The sequence below is a fragment of the Alistipes sp. D31t1_170403_E11 genome, assembly GCF_015553985.1.
GTDB lineage: Bacteria > Bacteroidota > Bacteroidia > Bacteroidales > Rikenellaceae > Alistipes > Alistipes montrealensis.
In genome coordinates, this window is the sequence record NZ_JADNHQ010000003.1 from 289,219 (window position 1) to 307,981 (window position 18,763).

The following is an 18,763-nucleotide window of genomic DNA, read 5'->3' on the forward strand; positions in this document are numbered from 1 at the left end:
TTCTCTATTCGATGGTTATGGTGAAATCGCTGTTGTAGTTGACCCGTGTCCAGTTGCGGTTAACGTGGTTGTCGCGGCCTTCGTCCTGTCCGAACAGGTAGGTCGTCTGCAACGGCGTATAGCGGCGGCCTTCGAGGTCGCCGTACATGGCCGGGGCGAAGATCATCGCCGTGTCGTAACCCCGGTATGAGAAGAGTGTCGGAAGCGCGCCGAACGAACGGATATAGGCGTTGTCGAACGCCTTCACGGTCTGCGAATCGCGCTTGGCGTGGTAGGTCGAGAAGAAGATCACACGGTCTTTGAAGAACATCGCGCGATCGACGGTGTTGTAGCGGTTCCAGCGGGTATTGCCCAGCACCACGAAACGCGGGGCCGTGCGGCCGCGGCTCGTGAGGCTCGTATCGGCCGACGCGAGGGCCGCGAGAATGCGGTCGATGTCCACCTCGCTGTCGGAGAGAATGATGAAGACGTTGTCGTCCGTATTTTCCAGCAGCGGTGTGAGGTCGCTCGGGCTGTTGGCCGAGCGGGATGAAGGATGCTCGTATTTATAGGTGTACCGGCGGTATTCCGAATCGCCCAGCAGCGCGAGCATCTCGCGTTCGAACTCCTTGTCGGTCGTCTCGGTGTAGATCAGCGTCACACGCCTGTCGCCGTTGATCAGGTCGCCCGCCTTCTCGTACTTGCGCGAAGGGTCGGGAGCGAGCTGGAACAGCGCGTCGCTGTTCATCGCTTCGATATTGGCCAGCGGCGATACCACGGGGACCTGTTTGCGCTCGGCGAAACGGAGCACCGGGGCCAGTCCCTCTTCGTAGACGGGACCGACGATCAGGTTCGCTTTCCGGAAAGCGTCGCTTTCGACGATCTCGCGGATGCGTGCCGAATCGCGGGCCGTGTTGTAGAGGTCCACGTTCACCGAACGGCCGTATTTGGTCTTTACGCTGTCCAGTCCCAGCAGGAAACCTTGGTAAAACTCCAGGTAGTTGCCGTTGGCTTCGCCGTCGACGGCAAGGGGCAGCAGCAGCGCCACATTGAGCGGCTCGCTGGCCCGGAGCGCCCTGAAGTCGATCTGTACGGCCTGGGGCTCTGCATCCGGAACACTGTCCCGGTGCTGGAGGCTGTCGGCGCTCGCAGGGGCCTGTCCGGCCTCGGGTGCAGGAATCTTGACCATGGCCCCGGCCTTGAGGTCCGCGGGTTTCAGCCCCCCGTTGAGCGCACTGAACTCGGCTTCCGTAATCCCGAAGCGGCGCGAAAGCGAATAGAACGTTTCGCCCGGATGGACGATGTGGTAGGCCGTTCCCTTGTCGGCTACGCTGTTCAGCGACTGGCGGTACTCCTCCCACTGCTCTTTCGTGCCGGCTTCGTCCTCCGATCCGATCTGTTTCTTGCGGATCAGAATCCGTTCGCCGAGGCGCATGTGTAGCGGATCGAGGTTCGGATTGTCCTCCAGGATGGTTTTTACCGGAATTTCATACTGACGCGAAATAGCGTAGAGCGTCTCGCCCTTCGAGATGAAGTGGAAATCGAAGGTCTTGCGCAGCTTCTTGTCCGATTTGGGTTCGGGAACATCGGCCACGAAGGGAATCTTGATGTTCTCGGCGGTTTTCAGGCCGCGGGCAATCGAGGGGTTGTTTTCGAGAATCACCTTCTCGCCCACCCCGTAGGTTTTCGAAAGTCCGTAGAGCGTCTCGCCCGCCTGCACCGTGTGGATATAATACTTCGCACCGTTGATGTAGACGATCGTCTGGGACTTCCCGGCCGCCAGGGCGCAAAGTCCCCACGCGATCAGCAGGAGTGTGGCAAAGAGTCGTTTCATCGTCATTTCATTTTTTCGCGCATCCGGATTTCGGTGATGACCTTCTTGGTGTAGAGCGGGAAATCGCCGTTCATCATCCAGGCGTAATAACTGGGTTCGATGCGGAATACCTCGGCGACCGAACGCCCCTTGTGCTTGCCGAACCCGAAGACCTCCTCGCCCTTCTCGTTGAAGAGGATGCGCCCGGCATAGTCGGCCGCCTCGGCGCGGCACGAGTATTCGGCCAGCTTGTCGATGTCGTTCTCCAAATCGTCGTACCGGTCCAACTGGGCCATCAGCACCTCGTAGGTAGCCTTCGTGTCGGCTTCGGCCGAGTGGGCGTCCTCCAGGTTGCGGTCGCAGTAGAACTTATAGGCCGCTACCAGCGTACGCTGTTCCTTCTTGTGGAAGATATTCTGCACGTCGATGAACTTGCGGCGTTTGAAATCCACGTCCACACCGGCGCGCAGGAACTCCTCGACCAGCACCGGCAGGTCGAAGCGGTTCGAGTTGAAACCGCCGAAATCGCAGCCGCGGACGAACTGTTCGAGCGAACGCGCCACCTGCGCGAACGTCGGGCAGTCCTTCACGTCCTCGTCCGTGATTCCGTGTACGGCGGTAGCTTCCTCGGGAATGTGCATCTCGGGGTTGAGCCGCCGGGTTTTGGTGATCTCTTCGCCGTCGGGCATGACCTTTATCATCGAAATTTCCACGATGCGGTCCCGTGCGGTATCCACGCCGGTGGTTTCGAGGTCGAAAAATATGATCGGGCGTTTGAGGTTTAACTTCATCCGTTGACTGCCGTTATGCGTTGATCATCATCGGCATCAGCAGCATCAGCGTCGCGCTCGACTGCTTGTCGTCATAAATGGGTTTGAAAACGCCTGCGCGGGTCGAATCGGCCAGTTCCACCACCACGGTCGGGGTGTCCATGTTCGAAAGGATTTCGACGAGGAACGTCGATTTGAAGCCGATCGAAATGGCCTGTCCGTCGTAGCTGCACGAAATCGTCTCGTTGGCCGACACCGAAAAGTCGATGTCCTGGGCCGTGAGGGTGATCTGGTTACCGGCGATGTCCATGCGGATGAGGTTCGTCGTGGGGTTCGAGCAGACGGCGACACGCTTGATGCCGTTGACCAGTTCGATCCGGTCCACGAGCACCTTGTTGGGGTTGTTGGCCGGAATCACGGCGTTGTAGTTCGGGTAGTTGCCCTCGATCAGGCGGCAGACGAGCGTGTGGCTCTTGAGTTTGAACAGGGCGTTCTTCGAGTCGAACGCCACTTCGATGGCGTCGTCCTCCTTGAGCAGCACCGATTTCAACAGGTTGGCGGGCTTCTTCGGAAGGATGAACGATGCCGTTACGTCGTTTTCGGTCTCGGCTTCGTATTTCACGAGTTTGTGAGCGTCGGTTCCCACGAACGTGAGTGCATTGGGCGCCAGGTTGATATAGATGCCGTTCATCACGGGACGGAGTTCATCGTCCGCCGTGGCGAAAATCGTCTTGTTGATACCGTTCACGAGCGTGTCCACGTCGAGGCGGAGTTCCTTCTTCTCGGCACTCAGCACCGGCACGGCGGGATAGCTTACGGCGCTGGCTCCGGGAATCGAGAGCGATCCGCTCTTCCAGTTGATCTTAATCTCCCAGTTTTTGTCGTTGACCTCGATGGTCAGCGGCAGTTCGGGGAACTCCTTCAGCGAGTCGAGCATCAGTTTGGCCGGAGCGGCGATCGTACCTTCGTTCTCGACGCTGTCTACCTCGATCGAACCGACGAGCGTCGTTTCGAGGTCCGAAGTAGTAACCTGCAGCGTACTGCCGTTGAGTTCCATGAGGAAGTAGTCCAGGATGGGCAGCGTGTTTTTATTGCTGATAACCTTGCCGGTCGTAGCCAGAAGCGAGAGCAGGGCCGAGCTTGATACGGAAAATTTCATACGTTGTTTCTGTTTTTGTCTGTTTATGGTTTCTTACTTTAAAATAGCCAGTTTGTCGAGGGCCGTTTCGATCATCTTCCGTACGAACGGCTTGTAATCGGTATTCACGTCCTGCGCGATACGCTGCGCGATGATCGTGCAGATCGTGGCGGCGCGGTGGCCCATCAGGGCAGCCAGACCGGCCAGGGCCGAACCCTCCATCTCGAAGTTGGTGACACGGCGTCCTTCGTAGTCGAACGACTCGATTTTTTCGTTCAGGTGCACGTCGTGCGGTTCGAGGCGCACCCAGCGGCCCTGCGGGGCATAGAAGCCCGGAGCGGCGATGGTGATACCTTCGCGCGTAACGTCGCGGAAATGCTCGAAAAGCGCCTTGTCGGCATTGACGAAATAGGGACGCGGCATCTTCTCATACCAGCCCGTATGCTTCACGAACGCCTCTTCGAGGCCCAGGTCGCAGACCGCGTCGCGGCCCTTGTAGTAGCTCAGCAGGCCGTCGAAGCCGCACGAAGTGCGCGAAAAGACGAATTCGCCGACCTCGATGTCGGGCTGGATGGCCCCCGAAGTGCCGAGGCGGACCAGTGTAAGCTGCTTTTTCACGGCTTTCTCCTGCCGTGTGGCAAAATCGACGTTGGCCAGGGCGTCCAGTTCCGTGACGCAGATGTCGATGTTACCGATGCCGATGCCGGTCGAGAGGACCGTCATGCGTTTGCCTTTATAGGAACCCGTCACTGTTTTGAACTCGCGGTTCGCAACTTCACACTCCTTCGTATCGAAATATTCGGCAACCAGGGCCACGCGGCCGGGGTCGCCTACCAGGATCACCGTATCGGCCAATTGGCCGGGTTGGAGGTGCAGATGGAAAATCGAACCGTCATCGTTGATAATCAATTCGGAAGCGGGAATGGTTCTCATAATTGTCGTTTTTTAATTTCCATAATTGGCATAAAAGTAATATATTTACCTCGAATATCAAAACATCGGGGTGAATTTTTCATAAATATAAGTATACATAAAACCGAATACAACATGACACTCATCAAATCCATCTCGGGCATCCGCGGCACCATCGGCGGGCCCACGGGCGAGAACCTGACGCCGCCCGACGTTGTGAAATTCACCACGGCCTACGTGCGTCTGATCGCCCAGCGCAGTCCGGGCAAAAAACTTACCATAGTCGTAGGACGCGACGCCCGTATTTCGGGCGAAATGGTTTCGAACCTGGTCGAAGGGACCCTTCTGGCCTGTGGCGCCGATGTCATCAACGTCGGACTGTGCACCACGCCCGGAACAGAAATGGCCGTGATCACCAAAAAGGCCGACGGCGGCATCATCATCACCGCGTCGCACAATCCCCGCCAGTGGAACGCCCTGAAACTGCTCAATTCCGACGGCGAGTTTCTCAACGACGCCGAGGGCAAACAGGTGCTGGCCATGTCCGAGGAGGAGGATTACGACTACCCTGCCATCGACGCCATCGGGCATGTGCTGTCGCGCGAGGACTTCAACGAAATCCACATCCATCAGGTGTTGGATTTGCCGTTAGTGGACATTGCGGCCGTGCGCAAACGCCGCTTCAAGGTGGTCGTCGACGCCGTAAACTCGGTGGGCGGCATCGTGATGCCCAAACTGCTGCGCGAATTGGGCTGTGAAGTCGTGGAACTGAACTGCGATCCCACGGGCGAATTCGCCCACAATCCCGAACCCCTGCCGCAGAACCTTACCCAGATTTCGGAGGTCATCGTGCGCGAGAAGGCCGACCTGGGTATCGTCGTCGATCCCGATGTAGACCGTCTGGCATTCGTTTCCGAGGACGGTTCGATGTTCGTCGAGGAGTATACGCTGGTGGCCGTCGCCGATTACATTCTTTCGGAGAAGCCCGGCAATACGGTTTCGAACCTTTCGTCGTCGCGCGCCCTGCGGGACGTTACCGAGCGCCACGGCGGCAAATACTACGCCTCGGCCGTCGGCGAGGTCAATGTCGTGACGAAGATGAAGGAGGTCGGCGCCGTGATCGGCGGCGAAGGCAACGGCGGCGTGATCTATCCCGAGCTCCACTACGGCCGCGACGCGCTGGTGGGTACGGCACTCTTTTTGACGTGGCTTGCCAAGAAAGGCATGACGATGACCCAGTTGCGTGCAACTTACCCTTCGTACTTCGCTTCGAAAAACAAAATCGAACTGACGCCCGCCATCGACGTAGATAAAGTGCTGCGTGAGGTGAAGGAACGTTATTCCGGTGAAAACGTGAATGATATCGACGGCGTAAAAATCGATTTCCCCGAAAATTGGGTACACCTGCGCAAGTCGAATACCGAACCGATCATCCGCGTTTACACCGAAGCCAAGTCGATGGCCGAAGCCGACGCGCTGGCACAGCGATTCATTGCCGAAATCAAGGAAATCTGTAACATTTAAGACAATGAAAAGCAAATTACTGATTCTCGCCGCAGCCGTCGCAATGGTCTCCTGCGGCGGAAACGCACAAAAAAAGACGGCTGCCGCCGACACGCAGAAAACCGCCGCGGCGGCTCCCGACATGCACAACGCCGAGACTTCGCTCGACTACCTGGGTACGTACAAGGGTACGCTGCCCGCGGCCGACTGCCCGGGTATCCAGACGACGCTGACGCTCAAGCCCGACGGCACGTACGCCCTTCACCTGAAATACATCGACCGGGACTCGGAGTTCGACGAGCAGGGAACCTATACGGTCCGGGAAAACTTGCTGACGCTGACGCACGGCGAAGGCGAGCAGCCCGAATATTATAAAGTCGAAGAGAACCGCCTGCGTCGTCTCGACGCCGAAAAACAGGCCGTCACCGGCGTACTTGCAGAGAGTTTCATCTTACAAAAAACAGCCGAATAAATGGATAAAGCAAAAGATTATATAAAGACCCATAAAGATCGCTTCATCAGCGAGTTGTTCGACCTGCTCCGAATCCCTTCGATCAGCGCCGAATCGGAGCATAAACCCGACATGCAGCGTTGCGCCGAGTTCCTCGCGGCAGCACTCGTGAAGGCCGGCGCCGACCGCGGCGAAGTGATTCCGACGGAAGGCAATCCGGTGGTTTTCGCCGAGAAGATCGTCGACCCCAAAGCCAAAACGGTGCTGGTTTACGGCCACTACGACGTGATGCCCGTGGACCCGCGCAGCGAATGGCGTACGGAGCCTTTCGAACCGGTCGTCAAGGACGGCCGCATCTGGGGCCGGGGCGCCGACGACGACAAGGGCCAGTTGTGGATGCACGCCAAGGCGTTCGAGGCGATGTGCGCCACGGATTCGCTGCCCTGCAACGTGAAATTCATGCTCGAAGGCGAGGAGGAGATCGGGTCACCCAGCCTCTACAAGTTCTGCGAGCAGAACAAGAAGATGCTCAAAGCCGATATTATATTGGTATCGGACACCTCGATGATTTCGATGCAGACCCCGTCGATCACCTGCGGACTGCGGGGCCTCGCATATATGGAGGTCGAGGTGACGGGGCCCGACAAGGACCTTCATTCGGGACTGTTCGGCGGCGCTGTGGCCAACCCGGCCAACGTGCTGACGCGGCTGGCAGCGAGCCTGGTCGACGAAAACGGGCGGGTGACGATTCCCGGTTTCTACGACGACGTACGCGAGTTGACGCCCGCCGAGCGCAAGGCGTTCAACAAAGCGCCGTTCAACCTTTCGGACTACAAAAAGTCGCTCAATATCGGCGATGTGGAGGGTGAAGCCGGCTTTACGACGCTCGAACGTACGGGTGTGCGCCCGTCGCTCGACATCAACGGCATCTGGGGCGGTTACACGGGCGAGGGGACCAAGACGGTCATTCCGTCGAAGGCTTCGGCGAAAATTTCGATGCGTCTCGTACCGAATCAGGACTACCGCAAGATTTCGAAGCTGTTCGAAAAGCATTTCCGCGCCATTGCGCCCAAGAGCGTGAAGGTGGTCGTAAAATCGCTCCACGGCGGCATGCCCTATGTCTCCCCGACCGACATGCCGGCCTACAAAGCGGCAGAGAAGGCCGTCGAGGCGACTTTCGGCAAAAAACCGCTGCCCTTCTATTCGGGCGGTTCGATTCCGATTATCAGCGGATTCGAGTCGATCCTGGGCATCAAGTCTCTCCTGATCGGCTTTGGACTGGCGGAAGATGCGATCCATTCGCCGAACGAGAGCTACGGCCTCGAACAGTTCGACAAGGGCGTGGAGACGATCCCGCTTTTTTACAAGTATTTTGCTGAAAATGAATAGTATGTACGACGAGTTCCTGGAATTTGCCGTGCAGATGGCAAAGGGTGCAGGCGGGATACAACTCTCCTACTTCCGGGGTGACGACCTGTCGATCCGGACCAAATCCAATGTCTACGACGTGGTTACGCGCGCAGACAAGGAGAGCGAGGAGTATATCGCGAAGGCCATTACGGCGTGCTACCCCGATCACGCCATCCTGGGCGAGGAAGGCGGCTCCCGGGGCAACGCTTCGGGCGACTACCGCTGGGTCGTCGATCCGCTCGACGGCACGACCAATTACAGCCAGGGACTTCCGTTGTTTACCGTCTCGATAGCCCTCCAATACAAGGGCGAGACCATCGCGGGTGTCGTCTATGCGCCTTACCTGAAGGAGCTTTTCACGGCGACGAAAGGCGGCGGGGCTTATCTGGAGACTGTTCTCCGCACGCCGGAACGCCTCCGTGTCGGACAGAAACAGACCCTTTCCACGTCGGTCATTGCCACGGGATTTCCCTACGACAAGGATGTCAACCCCGACAACAACAGCGACAACGTCGCGCGGATTATCCCCCATGTACGGGATGTACGGCGGCTGGGGTCCGCGGCTTACGACATCTGCTGTGTCGCCGCCGGACTGCTGGACGGTTACTGGGAACTGGCGCTGCACGAATGGGACGTATGCGCCGCCGACCTGATCCTGCGGGAAGCGGGAGGCGTCATTTCCGACCTGCGCGAAGACCGCGGTATCTCGATGATCGCCGGGAATGAAACAATCGTCGGGGAGATTCGGAAATACGTTCGGTAAAATCATTAAACATCAGACGGTTATACGCGTTGTAGCCGTTTCCGGAAAAGGGCGGGAGTAAATTCCCGCCCTTACACATGTGTGATTATTAAAAAATTTTCTTAATTTTATCCCGGACAAAAACAGAGAAAACACATGTGTGGAATCGTTGGATATGTCGGACGGCGCAACGCCTGTCCGATTCTGATAAAGGGGCTGCACCGCCTCGAATACCGGGGATATGACAGCGCCGGCGTAGCGCTGGTCAACCCGGAAGGTACGTTGAACGTCTTTAAATGCAAAGGCAAGGTCGCCGACCTGGAGCACTTCCTCGACGGGAAGGACCTCGGCGGCAGTATCGGCATCGCTCACACCCGTTGGGCTACGCACGGAGTCCCGAACGACGCCAACGCCCATCCCCACTATTCCGAATCGGAGAATATCGCCCTGATCCACAACGGCATCATCGAGAACTATCGCGTCCTGAAGGATGCGCTCGAGGAGAACGGATATACGTTCCGCAGCAGCACCGACTCCGAAGTGCTGGTGAACCTGATCGAATATGTCCGCTCGACAAACGGCTGCACGCTGCTCGAAGCCGTACGGCAGGCCCTCAAGCAGGTGGTCGGAGCCTATGCCATTGCCGTCGTCGAGAAGGGCAACCACGACGAGATCATCGCCGCGCGGCAGAGCAGTCCGATGGTCGTCGGTATCGGCGAAGGCGAGTTTTTCCTCTCGTCCGACGCCGCGTCGATCATCGAATACACACAGGATTTCGTCTATGTAGGCGACGGCGAAATCGCCGTGATCAACCGCAACGCCCCGCTGAAGATCGTTACGCTGGACAACCACGACGCGAAGATCGACATCCGGAAACTCCAGCTTTCGATTTCGCAGCTCGAAAAGGGCGGTTATCCCCATTTCATGCTCAAGGAGATTTACGAGCAGCCCCGGACCATCGTCGACTGCATCCGCGGGCGGATCAACCCCGACACCTGCGAGGTGAAACTGTCGGGGGTGATCGACCACCGCGACAAGTTCGTGAACGCCCGCCGCATCGTCTTCGTGGCGTGCGGCACGTCGTGGCACGCCTCGCTGATCGGCGAGCACCTGATCGAATCGATCTGCCGCATTCCCGTCGAGGTGGAATACGCCTCGGAGTTCCGTTACCGCAACCCGATCATCCGCGGGGACGACATCGTAATCGCCGTGTCGCAGTCGGGCGAGACGGCCGACACGCTGGCTGCCGTCGAACTGGCCCGCAAAGCCGGGGCGTTCGTCTTCGGCATCTGCAACGTCGTAGGGTCGTCGATCGCCCGTGCTACGGATTCGGGGGCCTACATCCACGTCGGTCCGGAGATCGGCGTCGCCTCGACGAAGGCATTCACCGGGCAGGTGACCGTGATGGCCATGCTGGCGCTGGCCGTGGGCCGCGAACGGGGAACCGTTACGGACGAATACTACAACGAGGTGTCGGCCGCCCTGCTGCACCTGCCCGGGACCATGGAGGAGGTGCTGAAGGTTGCCCCGCAGGTCGCCGACCTGGCGAAGATTTTCACCTATGCCCATAATTTCATCTACCTCGGACGGGGCTACAACTACCCTACGGCGCTCGAAGGGGCGCTCAAACTCAAGGAGATTTCGTATATCCATGCCGAGGGCTACCCGGCCGCCGAAATGAAGCACGGCCCCATTGCGCTGATCGACGCCGAGATGCCCACCGTAGCCATCGCCACGCCGGACCACACCTACGAAAAAACGGCCTCGAACATCGAGGAGATTCGGGCCCGCGGCGGGAAGATCATCGCCGTCATCGCCCGCAACGACGAGCATGTGCGCCGCTCGGCCGATTTCGTGATCGAAGTCCCGGTGATCACCGAATGCCTGATGCCCGTCGTGGTGTCGGTTCCGTTGCAGTTGCTGGCCTACTACATCGCGGTTTACAAAGGCCGCAACGTCGACCAGCCGCGCAATCTGGCCAAGTCGGTGACGGTGGAGTAACCGCCGTTCGGACGACAAACAGAAATCCGCAGCCTTCTTCGGAAAGCTGCGGATTTTTCAGTCGCGGCAAGCAGGTCAGTGACCGTAATTGGCGTCGATGTAGTCGGAAATATCGAAGTCCTTGGGCACTTCCGGCACATCGAGCGGCGTGACGTAGGTGTCGATTACGAGCGGCTGGCGTTTGAAGACCAGTTTTTCGAGGAACGAATCGATCTCGCTGCGGTTCTCGGTCATCGGACGCCACGCCATCGAATGGTTCGTATTGGCGACCGAGTAGAACCAGTGCGGAACCTTGCGGCGCGTGAGGTCGTCGGCAATGTGTTTCGAACCGAACAAATACACTCCGTCGACTCCGACCACACCGTAGGGAACGTTGCGGTCGGCATCGCCGTGAAAAAGCATCATCGGCGCGGGATTGCGAGTAGTCCAGCGCAACTCGCCTTGCATGTCGCAAATAGCTCCGGCAAAAGCGATTACCCCTGCATAGTTAAAGTCCTGCTTGAATTTCTCCGCCGCCATGGGATGCGCGTTGCAGATGCCGTATTCACCCATCAGCACCGTGATAGCTCCGGCGCTCGACCCGCACGTCACGATCCGGGCGGGATCGACATCCGGCATGTGTCCGCAGATGTAGGCCGTAGCGTCGTACAAATCCTCGGTCGCCATCGAAAGCGTCGATTCCAACGCCTGCGTAAAATGGGCTTCATCGAGCAGCCCGGCCGCTTTCGCCCGCTTCATCCCCAACCGGTAGTCGATCGAGACGACGACAAATCCCCGGCGGGCATAATAGTCGAAGAAGGGCTGGAAACGCCGGTTGTCCCGTGTTCCGGTCATGAACCCGCCGCCGAAAAGGAACACCAGGCAGGGTTTCAACCGGCTGTCGGGCGTGAGGGCAGCATAACGGTCCAGCCGCAGCGTATCGGCGTCGTGCACGGCATATGCGAAGGTGGTCTTTTCGATTTTCCACGGCGCGGCGCCGTCATTCTGCGCCCCGGCCGTAGCCGCCAGGAACAGTGCAACGATCAGAAACAGGCGTCTCATGCTACTTCATCTCTTCGTAGGCGTACTGGATCGCACGGTTCAGAATGGCGATGAACGGCTGCGTGCGGCGGAACTCCTCGACGGTCCGGTCGAGCAGGCCGGGAGCCAGCAGGAACTCCTCGGTGATCGGCTGTTCGATGTAAAAATCCTTCAGCTTCAGCATCTCGGCATATTCGCTGTCGGCCGGAAACCCGGTCGGAACCCGTTTGAGCTTGTTGTTGTCGCACAACCGGAAGCCTTTGGCCTTTTTGACCGCCGCCTCGATTTCCGCACCGTTGTCGAGAACCTCCTCCCGGATCGAACGCAGAACCGTCGGTTCGATGCAGACGGCTCCCGCCGAAAGCAGGTTGCACCACACCAGTGAGTCGGCACAGGGTTCGATGTGGAAATAGTAGCCCGCATAACCCGATTTCTTGCCCTTCGGAGCGATGTAGGCCCCGATGTAGTTCTTATAGGGCGTCTTGTCGTTCGAGAAGCGCGTGTCGCGGGCAATGCGGTAGGTGCAGTCCTGCGGACGCAGGCCGCGCACCGTGGGATCGAACGACGCGATGCCCTCGATCAGTTGCCCGGTGAAATCGGCGAACCGCCCTTTCACCCGGGTCCATTCGGCGCGATTGGCGTCGAACCACTCCCGGGTGTTGTTGTCGTGCAGCCGGCGGAAGAAATCGATGACCTCTTTCATATTACCACGCGAAAAGCGGATAGTCGGCCATCAGGGCGTTCACGTCCTTGCGCACGGCGGCGATATTGGCTTCGTTCTCCGGATCGTGCAGCACACGGTCGATCAGCCCGACGATGTAGTCCATCTTGTCCTCCTTCAGGCCGCGGGTCGTGATGGCCGGAGTACCGAAGCGAAGTCCCGAGGTCTGGAACGGCGAACGGCTGTCGAAAGGAACCATGTTCTTGTTGGTGGTGATGTCGGCTGCCACGAGGCACTTCTCGGCCAGCTTACCCGTCAGTTCGGGGAATTTCGTGCGCAGGTCGACGAGCATCAGGTGGTTGTCCGTACCGCCCGAAACGATCTTGTAACCGCGCTTGACGAAGGCTGCGGCCATGGCGGCGGCGTTCTTCTGCACCTGCGCCTGGTACTCCTTGTAGGCGGGTTCCAGCGCTTCGCCGAAAGCGACGGCCTTGGCAGCGATGACATGCTCCAGCGGACCGCCCTGAATACCCGGGAAAACGGCCGAATTGAGAATCTGCGACATCATCTTCACGGCGCCCTTCGGCGTGGTCTGTCCCCAGGGATTTTCGAAGTCCTTACCCATCAGGATAATGCCGCCGCGCGGTCCGCGCAGGGTCTTGTGGGTCGTCGAGGTGACGATATGGGCGTATTTAACGGGATTCTCCAGCAGTCCGGCGGCAATCAGGCCCGCCGTGTGGGCCATGTCCACGAGCAGCAGAGCGCCTACCTTGTCGGCGATCTCGCGCATACGTTTGTAGTCCCATTCGCGCGAATAGGCCGAAGCGCCGCCGACGATCAGTTTGGGCTTGCACTCCAGGGCTTTGCGCTCCATGGCGTCGTAGTCGATCGTACCGGTCGCCTCGTCGAGCTGGTAGCCTACGGCCTCGAAATATTTACCCGACATGTTGACCGGCGAACCGTGTGAAAGGTGTCCTCCGTGCGACAGGTCGAGGCCCATGAAAGTGTCGCCCGGCTGCATGCAGGCGAAGAAAACGGCCATGTTGGCCTGCGCGCCCGAGTGGGGCTGCACGTTGGCGTATTCCGCGCCGTAGAGACGGCAGATGCGCTCGATAGCCAGCGTCTCGACTTTGTCCACGACTTCGCAGCCGCCGTAGTAACGTGCCCCGGGATAACCCTCGGCGTATTTATTGGTCAGTACCGAGCCCATGGCCTCCATCACCTGCTCGCTGACGAAGTTCTCCGAAGCGATCAGCTCGATGCCATGCATCTGACGGCTGCGCTCGGCGGCAATCAAATCGAAAATCTGGGAATCTCTTTTCATTATAGTAAGGGTTTATGAAATGCTTTTATGGCTGGTAAAGATAAGCAAAAATGCCGAAATTAGAGTACTGCGCAAAGGTTTAAGATATTTTTTGCTATCTTTGTGCTGCAAAATTGGTAGATAGTACCTTAAAAATAGAACCATTATGAAATTACTGGACGGAAAAGTGGCCGTTGTAACCGGCGCCGCACGCGGCATCGGCAAGGCCATTGCACTCGAATTTGCCAAAGAAGGCGCCAACGTAGCGTTCACCGACCTCGTGATCGACGAGAACGGCAAGGCTACCGAAGCCGAGATCGCAGCGCTGGGCGTGAAGGCCAAGGGCTACGCTTCGAACGCCGCCAACTTCGAAGAGACGCACAAGGTCATCGAAGAGATCGTGAAGGATTTCGGTCGCATCGATATCCTCGTAAACAATGCCGGAATCACGAAGGACGGCCTGATGATGCGCATGTCGGAGGCCCAGTGGGACGCCGTGCTGACGGTGAACCTCAAGTCGGCGTTCAACTTCATCCATGCCGTGACGCCCGTCATGGCCAAGCAGAAGAGCGGCTCGATCATCAACATGTCGTCGGTGGTGGGAGTCAGCGGCAACGCCGGCCAGTGCAACTATTCGGCGTCGAAAGCCGGTATGATCGGCCTCGCGAAGTCGATCGCCAAGGAGATGGGCCCCCGCGGTATCCGCGCCAACGCCATCGCTCCGGGCTTCATCATGACCGAGATGACCGACAAACTGCCCGACGAGGTGAAGGAAGGCTGGTACAAGCAGATTCCGCTTCGCCGCGGAGGTACGCCGGAAGACGTTGCCAAGGTGGCGTTGTTCCTCGCTTCGGACCTTTCGTCGTATGTCAGCGGACAGGTTATCCACTGCTGCGGCGCGATGAACTGCTAAAAAACAATAGACGGCAAAAGAATCGCAGAGAAGATGCCGTCAGGCATCGGCCGAAAATAAGAGCGTCCGCCAAGTTTACTTGGACGGACGTTTTTATTTGCAGTCAGGGAGTTTTTGCGATTCTTTTACTGTTATTGAGCCGCCAGCAGTCACGGGCGGAGGAGCGGAACGAAGCGAAGGTAAATCCCGCCGCAGATAATCCGGAACCGCCCGTTGCCCCGTGCAACTTGCATCTTTTTTGCTATCTTTGAGGCTATAACGACGCCGATTCGCATTTGCACCCGTCAGGCTTTTTACTATCTTTGCAACTATGAAACGATTCGTAACCCTGCTGGTCGCACTGGCCGCGCTCCACACATACGCCCAGGAGGCGACGCTCCCCAGCCCCGACGCCAAGTCGCTGGGCATGGGCGGCGTGATGATGACCACCCTTTCCGGCTCGCACGCCATTTACAACAACTCCTCGACGGCCATTTTCTCGAACACGCCGTCGCAGATATCCTCGTCCTACTACGGGCAGCAGAACTTCGACTACTATGCCGTATCGGGATTTTGCCGCTTCGACAACATCAACCTCGTGCAGGCCGGCTGGCGGCAGTACCTGCGCGGACACGGAAACAACGACATGGCCGTCGATCTGGGTTATTCGCGCCGCATCGGCGACAAATGGGCCGTCGGACTCGTAGGCCGCTACATGCACCTGAAACGTTCGGACGCTACGGCCGACGCATTGGCCGTGGACCTGAGCGCCGCTTACCAACTGCCGCTGGAGAATGTCGGCAGCTATTCGACGCTGCGGGCGGGAGCCAAACTGGGGAATCTGGGCGGCTATCTGCGCAGCACGGGATATACCCTGCCGATGGATTTCACTGTAGGCGCCGCCCTGGATACGTTCCTTTCCGACGCCCACGAAATCACGGTCGGAACCGACCTGGGCTACTATTTTTCGCCCGCCGAGGTCCGCGGGTTTCAAATGTCGCTGGGCGCCGAGTACAACCTGATGCAACTCGTGCAACTGCGTACGGGCTACCATTACGGCGAACGGCGCGACTATTACCCGAGCTACTGGACCGTCGGCGCGGGTCTGCGCATCCTTCACCTGCGGCTCGATTTCGCCTACCTCTTCGCCAAAAAACACACACTGCTGCGCAATACGTACAGCATCAGTTTCGGACTCGATTTCTGATCCGGTTATTTTCGGCAAAGACTTTCCAGAATCCCTTCGCAGCCGTCCTCCAGCATGTCGAGCACCAGCTCGAACCCTTCGTGCCCCTCGTAATAGGGGTCGGGAACGTACGTGCGGTCGGGATGACGGCGGCAGAACTCCGCCATGCGGAATATCTTCCGGGCGGCCTCGCGCGACGGCGCCAGCCGGTTGAGCGACTCGTAATTCATATCATCCATCGCCACGATCATATCGAAGCGTTCGAAGTCCTCCTCGCGGACCTGCCGGGAACGGTGTGTCAGCGCATAACCGCGGCGTGAGGCTGCACTGCGCATGCGTGAATCGGGCAGTTCGCCCCGGTGTCCCCCGTAGGTTCCCGCAGAGTCGATTTCGAAGTTGCCGGCCACTCCTTTTTCTTCCACGATACGGTGCATGATGCCGTCGGCGGCCGGAGAGCGGCAAATATTGCCCAAACAGACGAATAAAATCCTTGTTTTCATATCCATAGGGCAAAGATAGGAAAAATTCCGGAACGCAAATTGCAGGATACGGGGGCATGAGAAAAAGAATTTCAGACTGGATCGAACAATACAGGTGCATGGACTGGGCGGTGCTCTACCTGCGGCTGTTCACGGGTGGCATGATGTTATTTCACAACATCGGCAAAATACAGAATTACAACGAGATAATCAATTCATATCCATCGTTGCTTTACATCAATTCCGCCGCCGTATTCGTCGTCGTCACGGTGGTCGAAGTACTTCTTTCGGTACTTATCATTATGGGGCTCTGGGTACGGATGTCGGCCTTCCTGATGTCGCTGGGCATCCTCCTGGCATTCGCCTGGGGCGGATTCGGCGCCGGGGAATTGGAATTCACATGGCTCGGGGTCTATGTATTCCTGATCGTTTCGGGCGGCGGGCTCTACGCCTTCGACGCGGCGCTTACCCCTCCCGACGGAAAAAAACAACGAATCGAACAATAATAACCATCCCCTTCGTCTTGATCTTCGAAGAAATATCGTACCTTTGCCGCGATTTGTTTTCATTAGAAACCAACAAAAACAGAACGTAATGAAGATGAAAGTAATCGTGATGCTGGCCGCTTTCGCGCTGACCGCATCGGTTGCCACGGCACAGGAGCTGCCCCGCAAAGTACAGAATGTCGAAGTGCTCGACCTGGACGGGAATCCGGCCAAGCTGCCCTATTTCGGCGAAAAGAACCTGATGATATTCTATGTGGATCCCGACCGTCACAAACAGAACGAGGATTTCACGATCGAACTGGAGCAAAACCACCGCGCCGAGAGCGATAACATTTACGGCTTCGGGGTGATGAACCTCAAGGACGCCCCGATGGTTCCCAACGGCATGGCCCGCAACATGGCCAAGAAGCGCACGGCCAAGAACGGCGCGACGGTGCTGGCCGACCAGGACCGCATCCTGAGCACGGCATGGGCGCTGGGCGACTGCAACAACCAATTCGTGCTGATGATCGTATCGAAGGAAGGCGAACTGGTGTTCCTGCGCAAGGGAGTTCTCTCCGAGGCCGACAAGCAAGCCTTTTACGCAACCATCGACAAGTATAAATAATATATTCCGGATCGTATCCGGCGTTATCCGGTCCCGTGTGAGAAATCCGGCGGTCTCCGGCTCACGGTATTGTGCCGTGTCTGCGAGTTTGCTTCCACCCTAAACCCCTCCCGGAGAGGGGCTTTACTCACACTGCCGACCTGTAACCGACGGATACGAAATACCGGATCATAAACCGATCCCGAATGTTTCGCCGCCTCGCCGTCCTGCTTATCATAATCACTGGCCTGCACTTTACGGTGCGCGCCCAGGGCTCCGGCATTCCCACGTCCGACGGCGATACACTCCATTACGCCTATACCCCGCTGCCGCAGGAAGCTCCGAAAAAGAAGCCCTTTCTGCGGCGCGTCGTCGATTATTTCGGAGAGTCGACCACCGACAAGACCTTTGAGAAAAAGATCGACTTCACCTTCGCCGGCGGTCCCAGCTATTCGAAAAACACGAGTTTCGGCATCGGCCTGCTGGCCGCAGGGCTTTACCGCCTCGACCGTACGGATTCGATTACGTCCCCGTCGGACATCTCGATCTTCGGCAGCGTCTCGGTATCGGGATTCTATGCGCTGGGCGTCACGGGAAACACGATCTTTTCGCGGAACAAGCGGCGCATAGACTACACGGTGATGTTCTCCTCGGCTCCCCGCAGCCTGTGGGGCATCGGTTACGATGCCGGGCGCTATAATCCCGAAAGTACCTATTCCGAGAAACACTACCTGGTCGAGGGACGTTACCTGCACGAGTTTCTGCCGCATGCCTATATCGGGGGACTGGTAAGTTTCGAGCACACCCGGGGGCTGAAATTCACCCAGCCGGAATACCTCCGCGGGGAGAAACTGAAATACACCGCCACGGGCGTCGGCGCGATCCTGGAGTACGATTCGCGCGACTTCATCCCCAATCCGTTCCGGGGGATTTACGTGAGTTTCCAGGAGACGCTTTTCCCGAAAGGACTGGGCAACTGCGACAAGACGCTCTGGCGCACGACCTTCACGGCCGACGCCTACCAGCGGGTTTGGAAAGACGGCGTTCTTGCCGCCGATTTGTATGGCGTATTCAACTCCGACGGTACTCCGTGGCCGATGCTCGCCCGCATGGGCGGCAGCCAGCGGATGCGCGGCTACTACCAGGGCCGCTATACGGACAACGATATGATAACCGTTCAGGTCGAACTGCGCCAGCGCATCTGGCGGCGGATCGGATGTGCGGTGTGGGGCGGCGCGGGTAACGTTTTTCCCTCGCTGTCGCGCTTCGACTGGTCGCAGACGCTTCCGAACTACGGCGTAGGCTTCCGGTGGGAACTGAAAAAACGGGTGAATGTACGCCTCGATTACGGATTCGGCAAGAAAACGAGCGGATTCCTGCTGAACATCAACGAGGCTTTTTAAGAACGTAC

At 58.1% G+C, this 18,763-nt stretch carries 18 protein-coding genes; 10 read left to right on the plus strand and 8 right to left on the minus strand.

Annotated elements, in window-relative coordinates:
• Window positions 1-4: 4 nt before the first annotated feature.
• The 4 genes from I2E69_RS07645 to I2E69_RS07660 are packed head-to-tail and all read right to left on the minus strand — an operon-like array spanning window position 5 to window position 4,633.
• Window positions 5-1,819 (minus strand): LysM peptidoglycan-binding domain-containing protein, encoded by a 1,815-nt coding sequence (locus I2E69_RS07645; protein WP_195460490.1) that lies wholly within the window; start codon window positions 1,817-1,819, stop codon window positions 5-7.
• The gene (locus I2E69_RS07650) at window positions 1,816-2,583 is read right to left on the minus strand and encodes a 3'-5' exonuclease (RefSeq protein ID WP_195460491.1); all 768 of its coding nucleotides are present in this window, start codon (window positions 2,581-2,583) and stop codon (window positions 1,816-1,818) included. Before I2E69_RS07650 ends, I2E69_RS07645 begins: the two co-directional genes overlap by 4 nt.
• Before the next feature lie 13 nt (window positions 2,584-2,596).
• Entirely contained in the window at window positions 2,597-3,721 is a 1,125-nt protein-coding gene (gene dnaN / locus I2E69_RS07655) for a DNA polymerase III subunit beta (RefSeq protein WP_195460492.1), read from the minus strand.
• A gap of 33 nt (window positions 3,722-3,754) precedes the next feature.
• A complete protein-coding gene (locus I2E69_RS07660) occupies window positions 3,755-4,633 on the minus strand; it encodes a nucleoside phosphorylase (RefSeq protein WP_195460493.1) in 879 nt (292 codons plus the stop codon).
• A gap of 114 nt (window positions 4,634-4,747) precedes the next feature.
• Between I2E69_RS07660 and glmM the strand changes: the two genes are divergently transcribed.
• From glmM to glmS, 5 genes are all read left to right on the plus strand, one after another.
• Window positions 4,748-6,136: a phosphoglucosamine mutase gene (gene glmM, locus I2E69_RS07665; RefSeq protein ID WP_195460494.1), complete on the plus strand. Its 1,389-nt coding sequence runs from the start codon at window positions 4,748-4,750 to the stop codon at window positions 6,134-6,136.
• Between the two features lie 4 nt (window positions 6,137-6,140).
• Window positions 6,141-6,587 (plus strand): copper resistance protein NlpE, encoded by a 447-nt coding sequence (locus I2E69_RS07670; RefSeq protein WP_195460495.1) that lies wholly within the window; start codon window positions 6,141-6,143, stop codon window positions 6,585-6,587.
• On the plus strand, window positions 6,588-7,955 hold the full coding sequence (locus I2E69_RS07675; RefSeq protein WP_195460497.1) for a dipeptidase: 1,368 nt from the start codon (window positions 6,588-6,590) through the stop codon (window positions 7,953-7,955).
• A 1-nt stretch (window position 7,956) separates the two neighbouring features.
• The gene (locus tag I2E69_RS07680; protein WP_195460499.1) at window positions 7,957-8,739 is read left to right on the plus strand and encodes an inositol monophosphatase family protein; all 783 of its coding nucleotides are present in this window, start codon (window positions 7,957-7,959) and stop codon (window positions 8,737-8,739) included.
• A gap of 135 nt (window positions 8,740-8,874) precedes the next feature.
• Complete coding sequence (glmS, locus tag I2E69_RS07685; protein ID WP_195460501.1) at window positions 8,875-10,719, plus strand: glutamine--fructose-6-phosphate transaminase (isomerizing); 1,845 nt, start codon at window positions 8,875-8,877, stop codon at window positions 10,717-10,719.
• A gap of 75 nt (window positions 10,720-10,794) precedes the next feature.
• Here glmS and I2E69_RS07690 read toward each other — a convergent pair whose 3' ends face one another.
• From I2E69_RS07690 to glyA, 3 genes are read right to left on the minus strand one after another with little or no spacing between them, the layout of a single operon-like run.
• A complete protein-coding gene (locus I2E69_RS07690) occupies window positions 10,795-11,760 on the minus strand; it encodes an alpha/beta hydrolase family protein (protein ID WP_195460503.1) in 966 nt (321 codons plus the stop codon).
• 1 nt (window position 11,761) lies between these two features.
• A complete protein-coding gene (locus tag I2E69_RS07695) occupies window positions 11,762-12,442 on the minus strand; it encodes a DUF2461 domain-containing protein (RefSeq protein ID WP_195460505.1) in 681 nt (226 codons plus the stop codon).
• Between the two features lies 1 nt (window position 12,443).
• Entirely contained in the window at window positions 12,444-13,724 is a 1,281-nt protein-coding gene (gene glyA, locus I2E69_RS07700) for a serine hydroxymethyltransferase (protein ID WP_195460506.1), read from the minus strand.
• A 145-nt stretch (window positions 13,725-13,869) separates the two neighbouring features.
• On the opposite strand from glyA, the gene fabG reads away from it, so the two are divergent.
• On the plus strand, window positions 13,870-14,616 hold the full coding sequence (gene fabG / locus I2E69_RS07705; RefSeq protein WP_195460507.1) for a 3-oxoacyl-[acyl-carrier-protein] reductase: 747 nt from the start codon (window positions 13,870-13,872) through the stop codon (window positions 14,614-14,616).
• Window positions 14,617-14,926: 310 nt separating this feature from the next.
• Entirely contained in the window at window positions 14,927-15,802 is an 876-nt protein-coding gene (locus I2E69_RS07710) for a PorV/PorQ family protein (protein ID WP_195460508.1), read from the plus strand.
• Window positions 15,803-15,807: 5 nt separating this feature from the next.
• Here the strand turns inward: I2E69_RS07710 and I2E69_RS07715 are convergent, their stop codons facing one another.
• Window positions 15,808-16,287 carry a low molecular weight protein-tyrosine-phosphatase gene (locus I2E69_RS07715; protein ID WP_195460509.1) on the minus strand — a complete coding sequence of 160 codons (480 nt, stop codon included), beginning with the start codon at window positions 16,285-16,287 and terminating at the stop codon, window positions 15,808-15,810.
• 50 nt (window positions 16,288-16,337) lie between these two features.
• On the opposite strand from I2E69_RS07715, the gene I2E69_RS07720 reads away from it, so the two are divergent.
• The 3 genes from I2E69_RS07720 to I2E69_RS07730 all read left to right on the plus strand — a co-directional run bounded on the left by I2E69_RS07720 (window position 16,338) and on the right by I2E69_RS07730 (window position 18,755).
• Window positions 16,338-16,766 carry a DoxX family protein gene (locus I2E69_RS07720; RefSeq protein WP_195460510.1) on the plus strand — a complete coding sequence of 143 codons (429 nt, stop codon included), beginning with the start codon at window positions 16,338-16,340 and terminating at the stop codon, window positions 16,764-16,766.
• An 88-nt stretch (window positions 16,767-16,854) separates the two neighbouring features.
• Window positions 16,855-17,373 (plus strand): hypothetical protein, encoded by a 519-nt coding sequence (locus I2E69_RS07725; protein WP_195460511.1) that lies wholly within the window; start codon window positions 16,855-16,857, stop codon window positions 17,371-17,373.
• Window positions 17,374-17,558: 185 nt separating this feature from the next.
• Window positions 17,559-18,755 (plus strand): BamA/TamA family outer membrane protein, encoded by a 1,197-nt coding sequence (locus tag I2E69_RS07730; RefSeq protein ID WP_195460512.1) that lies wholly within the window; start codon window positions 17,559-17,561, stop codon window positions 18,753-18,755.
• The last annotated feature ends 8 nt before the right edge of the window (window positions 18,756-18,763 follow it).

Bases quoted from the DNA above. Each gene is read 5' to 3' on its own strand.
- glmM (WP_195460494.1), top strand. From the start codon at position 4,748: ATGACACTCATCAAATCCATCTCGGGCATCCGCGGCACCATCGGCGGG.
- I2E69_RS07690 (WP_195460503.1), bottom strand. From the start codon at position 11,760: ATGAGACGCCTGTTTCTGATCGTTGCACTGTTCCTGGCGGCTACGGCC.
- I2E69_RS07725 (WP_195460511.1), top strand. From the start codon at position 16,855: ATGAAGATGAAAGTAATCGTGATGCTGGCCGCTTTCGCGCTGACCGCA.
- I2E69_RS07675 (WP_195460497.1), top strand. From the start codon at position 6,588: ATGGATAAAGCAAAAGATTATATAAAGACCCATAAAGATCGCTTCATC.
- I2E69_RS07650 (WP_195460491.1), bottom strand. From the start codon at position 2,583: ATGAAGTTAAACCTCAAACGCCCGATCATATTTTTCGACCTCGAAACC.
- glyA (WP_195460506.1), bottom strand. From the start codon at position 13,724: ATGAAAAGAGATTCCCAGATTTTCGATTTGATTGCCGCCGAGCGCAGC.
- I2E69_RS07660 (WP_195460493.1), bottom strand. From the start codon at position 4,633: ATGAGAACCATTCCCGCTTCCGAATTGATTATCAACGATGACGGTTCG.
- I2E69_RS07720 (WP_195460510.1), top strand. From the start codon at position 16,338: ATGAGAAAAAGAATTTCAGACTGGATCGAACAATACAGGTGCATGGAC.
- I2E69_RS07670 (WP_195460495.1), top strand. From the start codon at position 6,141: ATGAAAAGCAAATTACTGATTCTCGCCGCAGCCGTCGCAATGGTCTCC.
- glmS (WP_195460501.1), top strand. From the start codon at position 8,875: ATGTGTGGAATCGTTGGATATGTCGGACGGCGCAACGCCTGTCCGATT.
- I2E69_RS07710 (WP_195460508.1), top strand. From the start codon at position 14,927: ATGAAACGATTCGTAACCCTGCTGGTCGCACTGGCCGCGCTCCACACA.
- I2E69_RS07695 (WP_195460505.1), bottom strand. From the start codon at position 12,442: ATGAAAGAGGTCATCGATTTCTTCCGCCGGCTGCACGACAACAACACC.
- I2E69_RS07680 (WP_195460499.1), top strand. From the start codon at position 7,957: ATGTACGACGAGTTCCTGGAATTTGCCGTGCAGATGGCAAAGGGTGCA.
- dnaN (WP_195460492.1), bottom strand. From the start codon at position 3,721: ATGAAATTTTCCGTATCAAGCTCGGCCCTGCTCTCGCTTCTGGCTACG.
- I2E69_RS07730 (WP_195460512.1), top strand. From the start codon at position 17,559: ATGTTTCGCCGCCTCGCCGTCCTGCTTATCATAATCACTGGCCTGCAC.
- I2E69_RS07645 (WP_195460490.1), bottom strand. From the start codon at position 1,819: ATGACGATGAAACGACTCTTTGCCACACTCCTGCTGATCGCGTGGGGA.
- I2E69_RS07715 (WP_195460509.1), bottom strand. From the start codon at position 16,287: ATGGATATGAAAACAAGGATTTTATTCGTCTGTTTGGGCAATATTTGC.
- fabG (WP_195460507.1), top strand. From the start codon at position 13,870: ATGAAATTACTGGACGGAAAAGTGGCCGTTGTAACCGGCGCCGCACGC.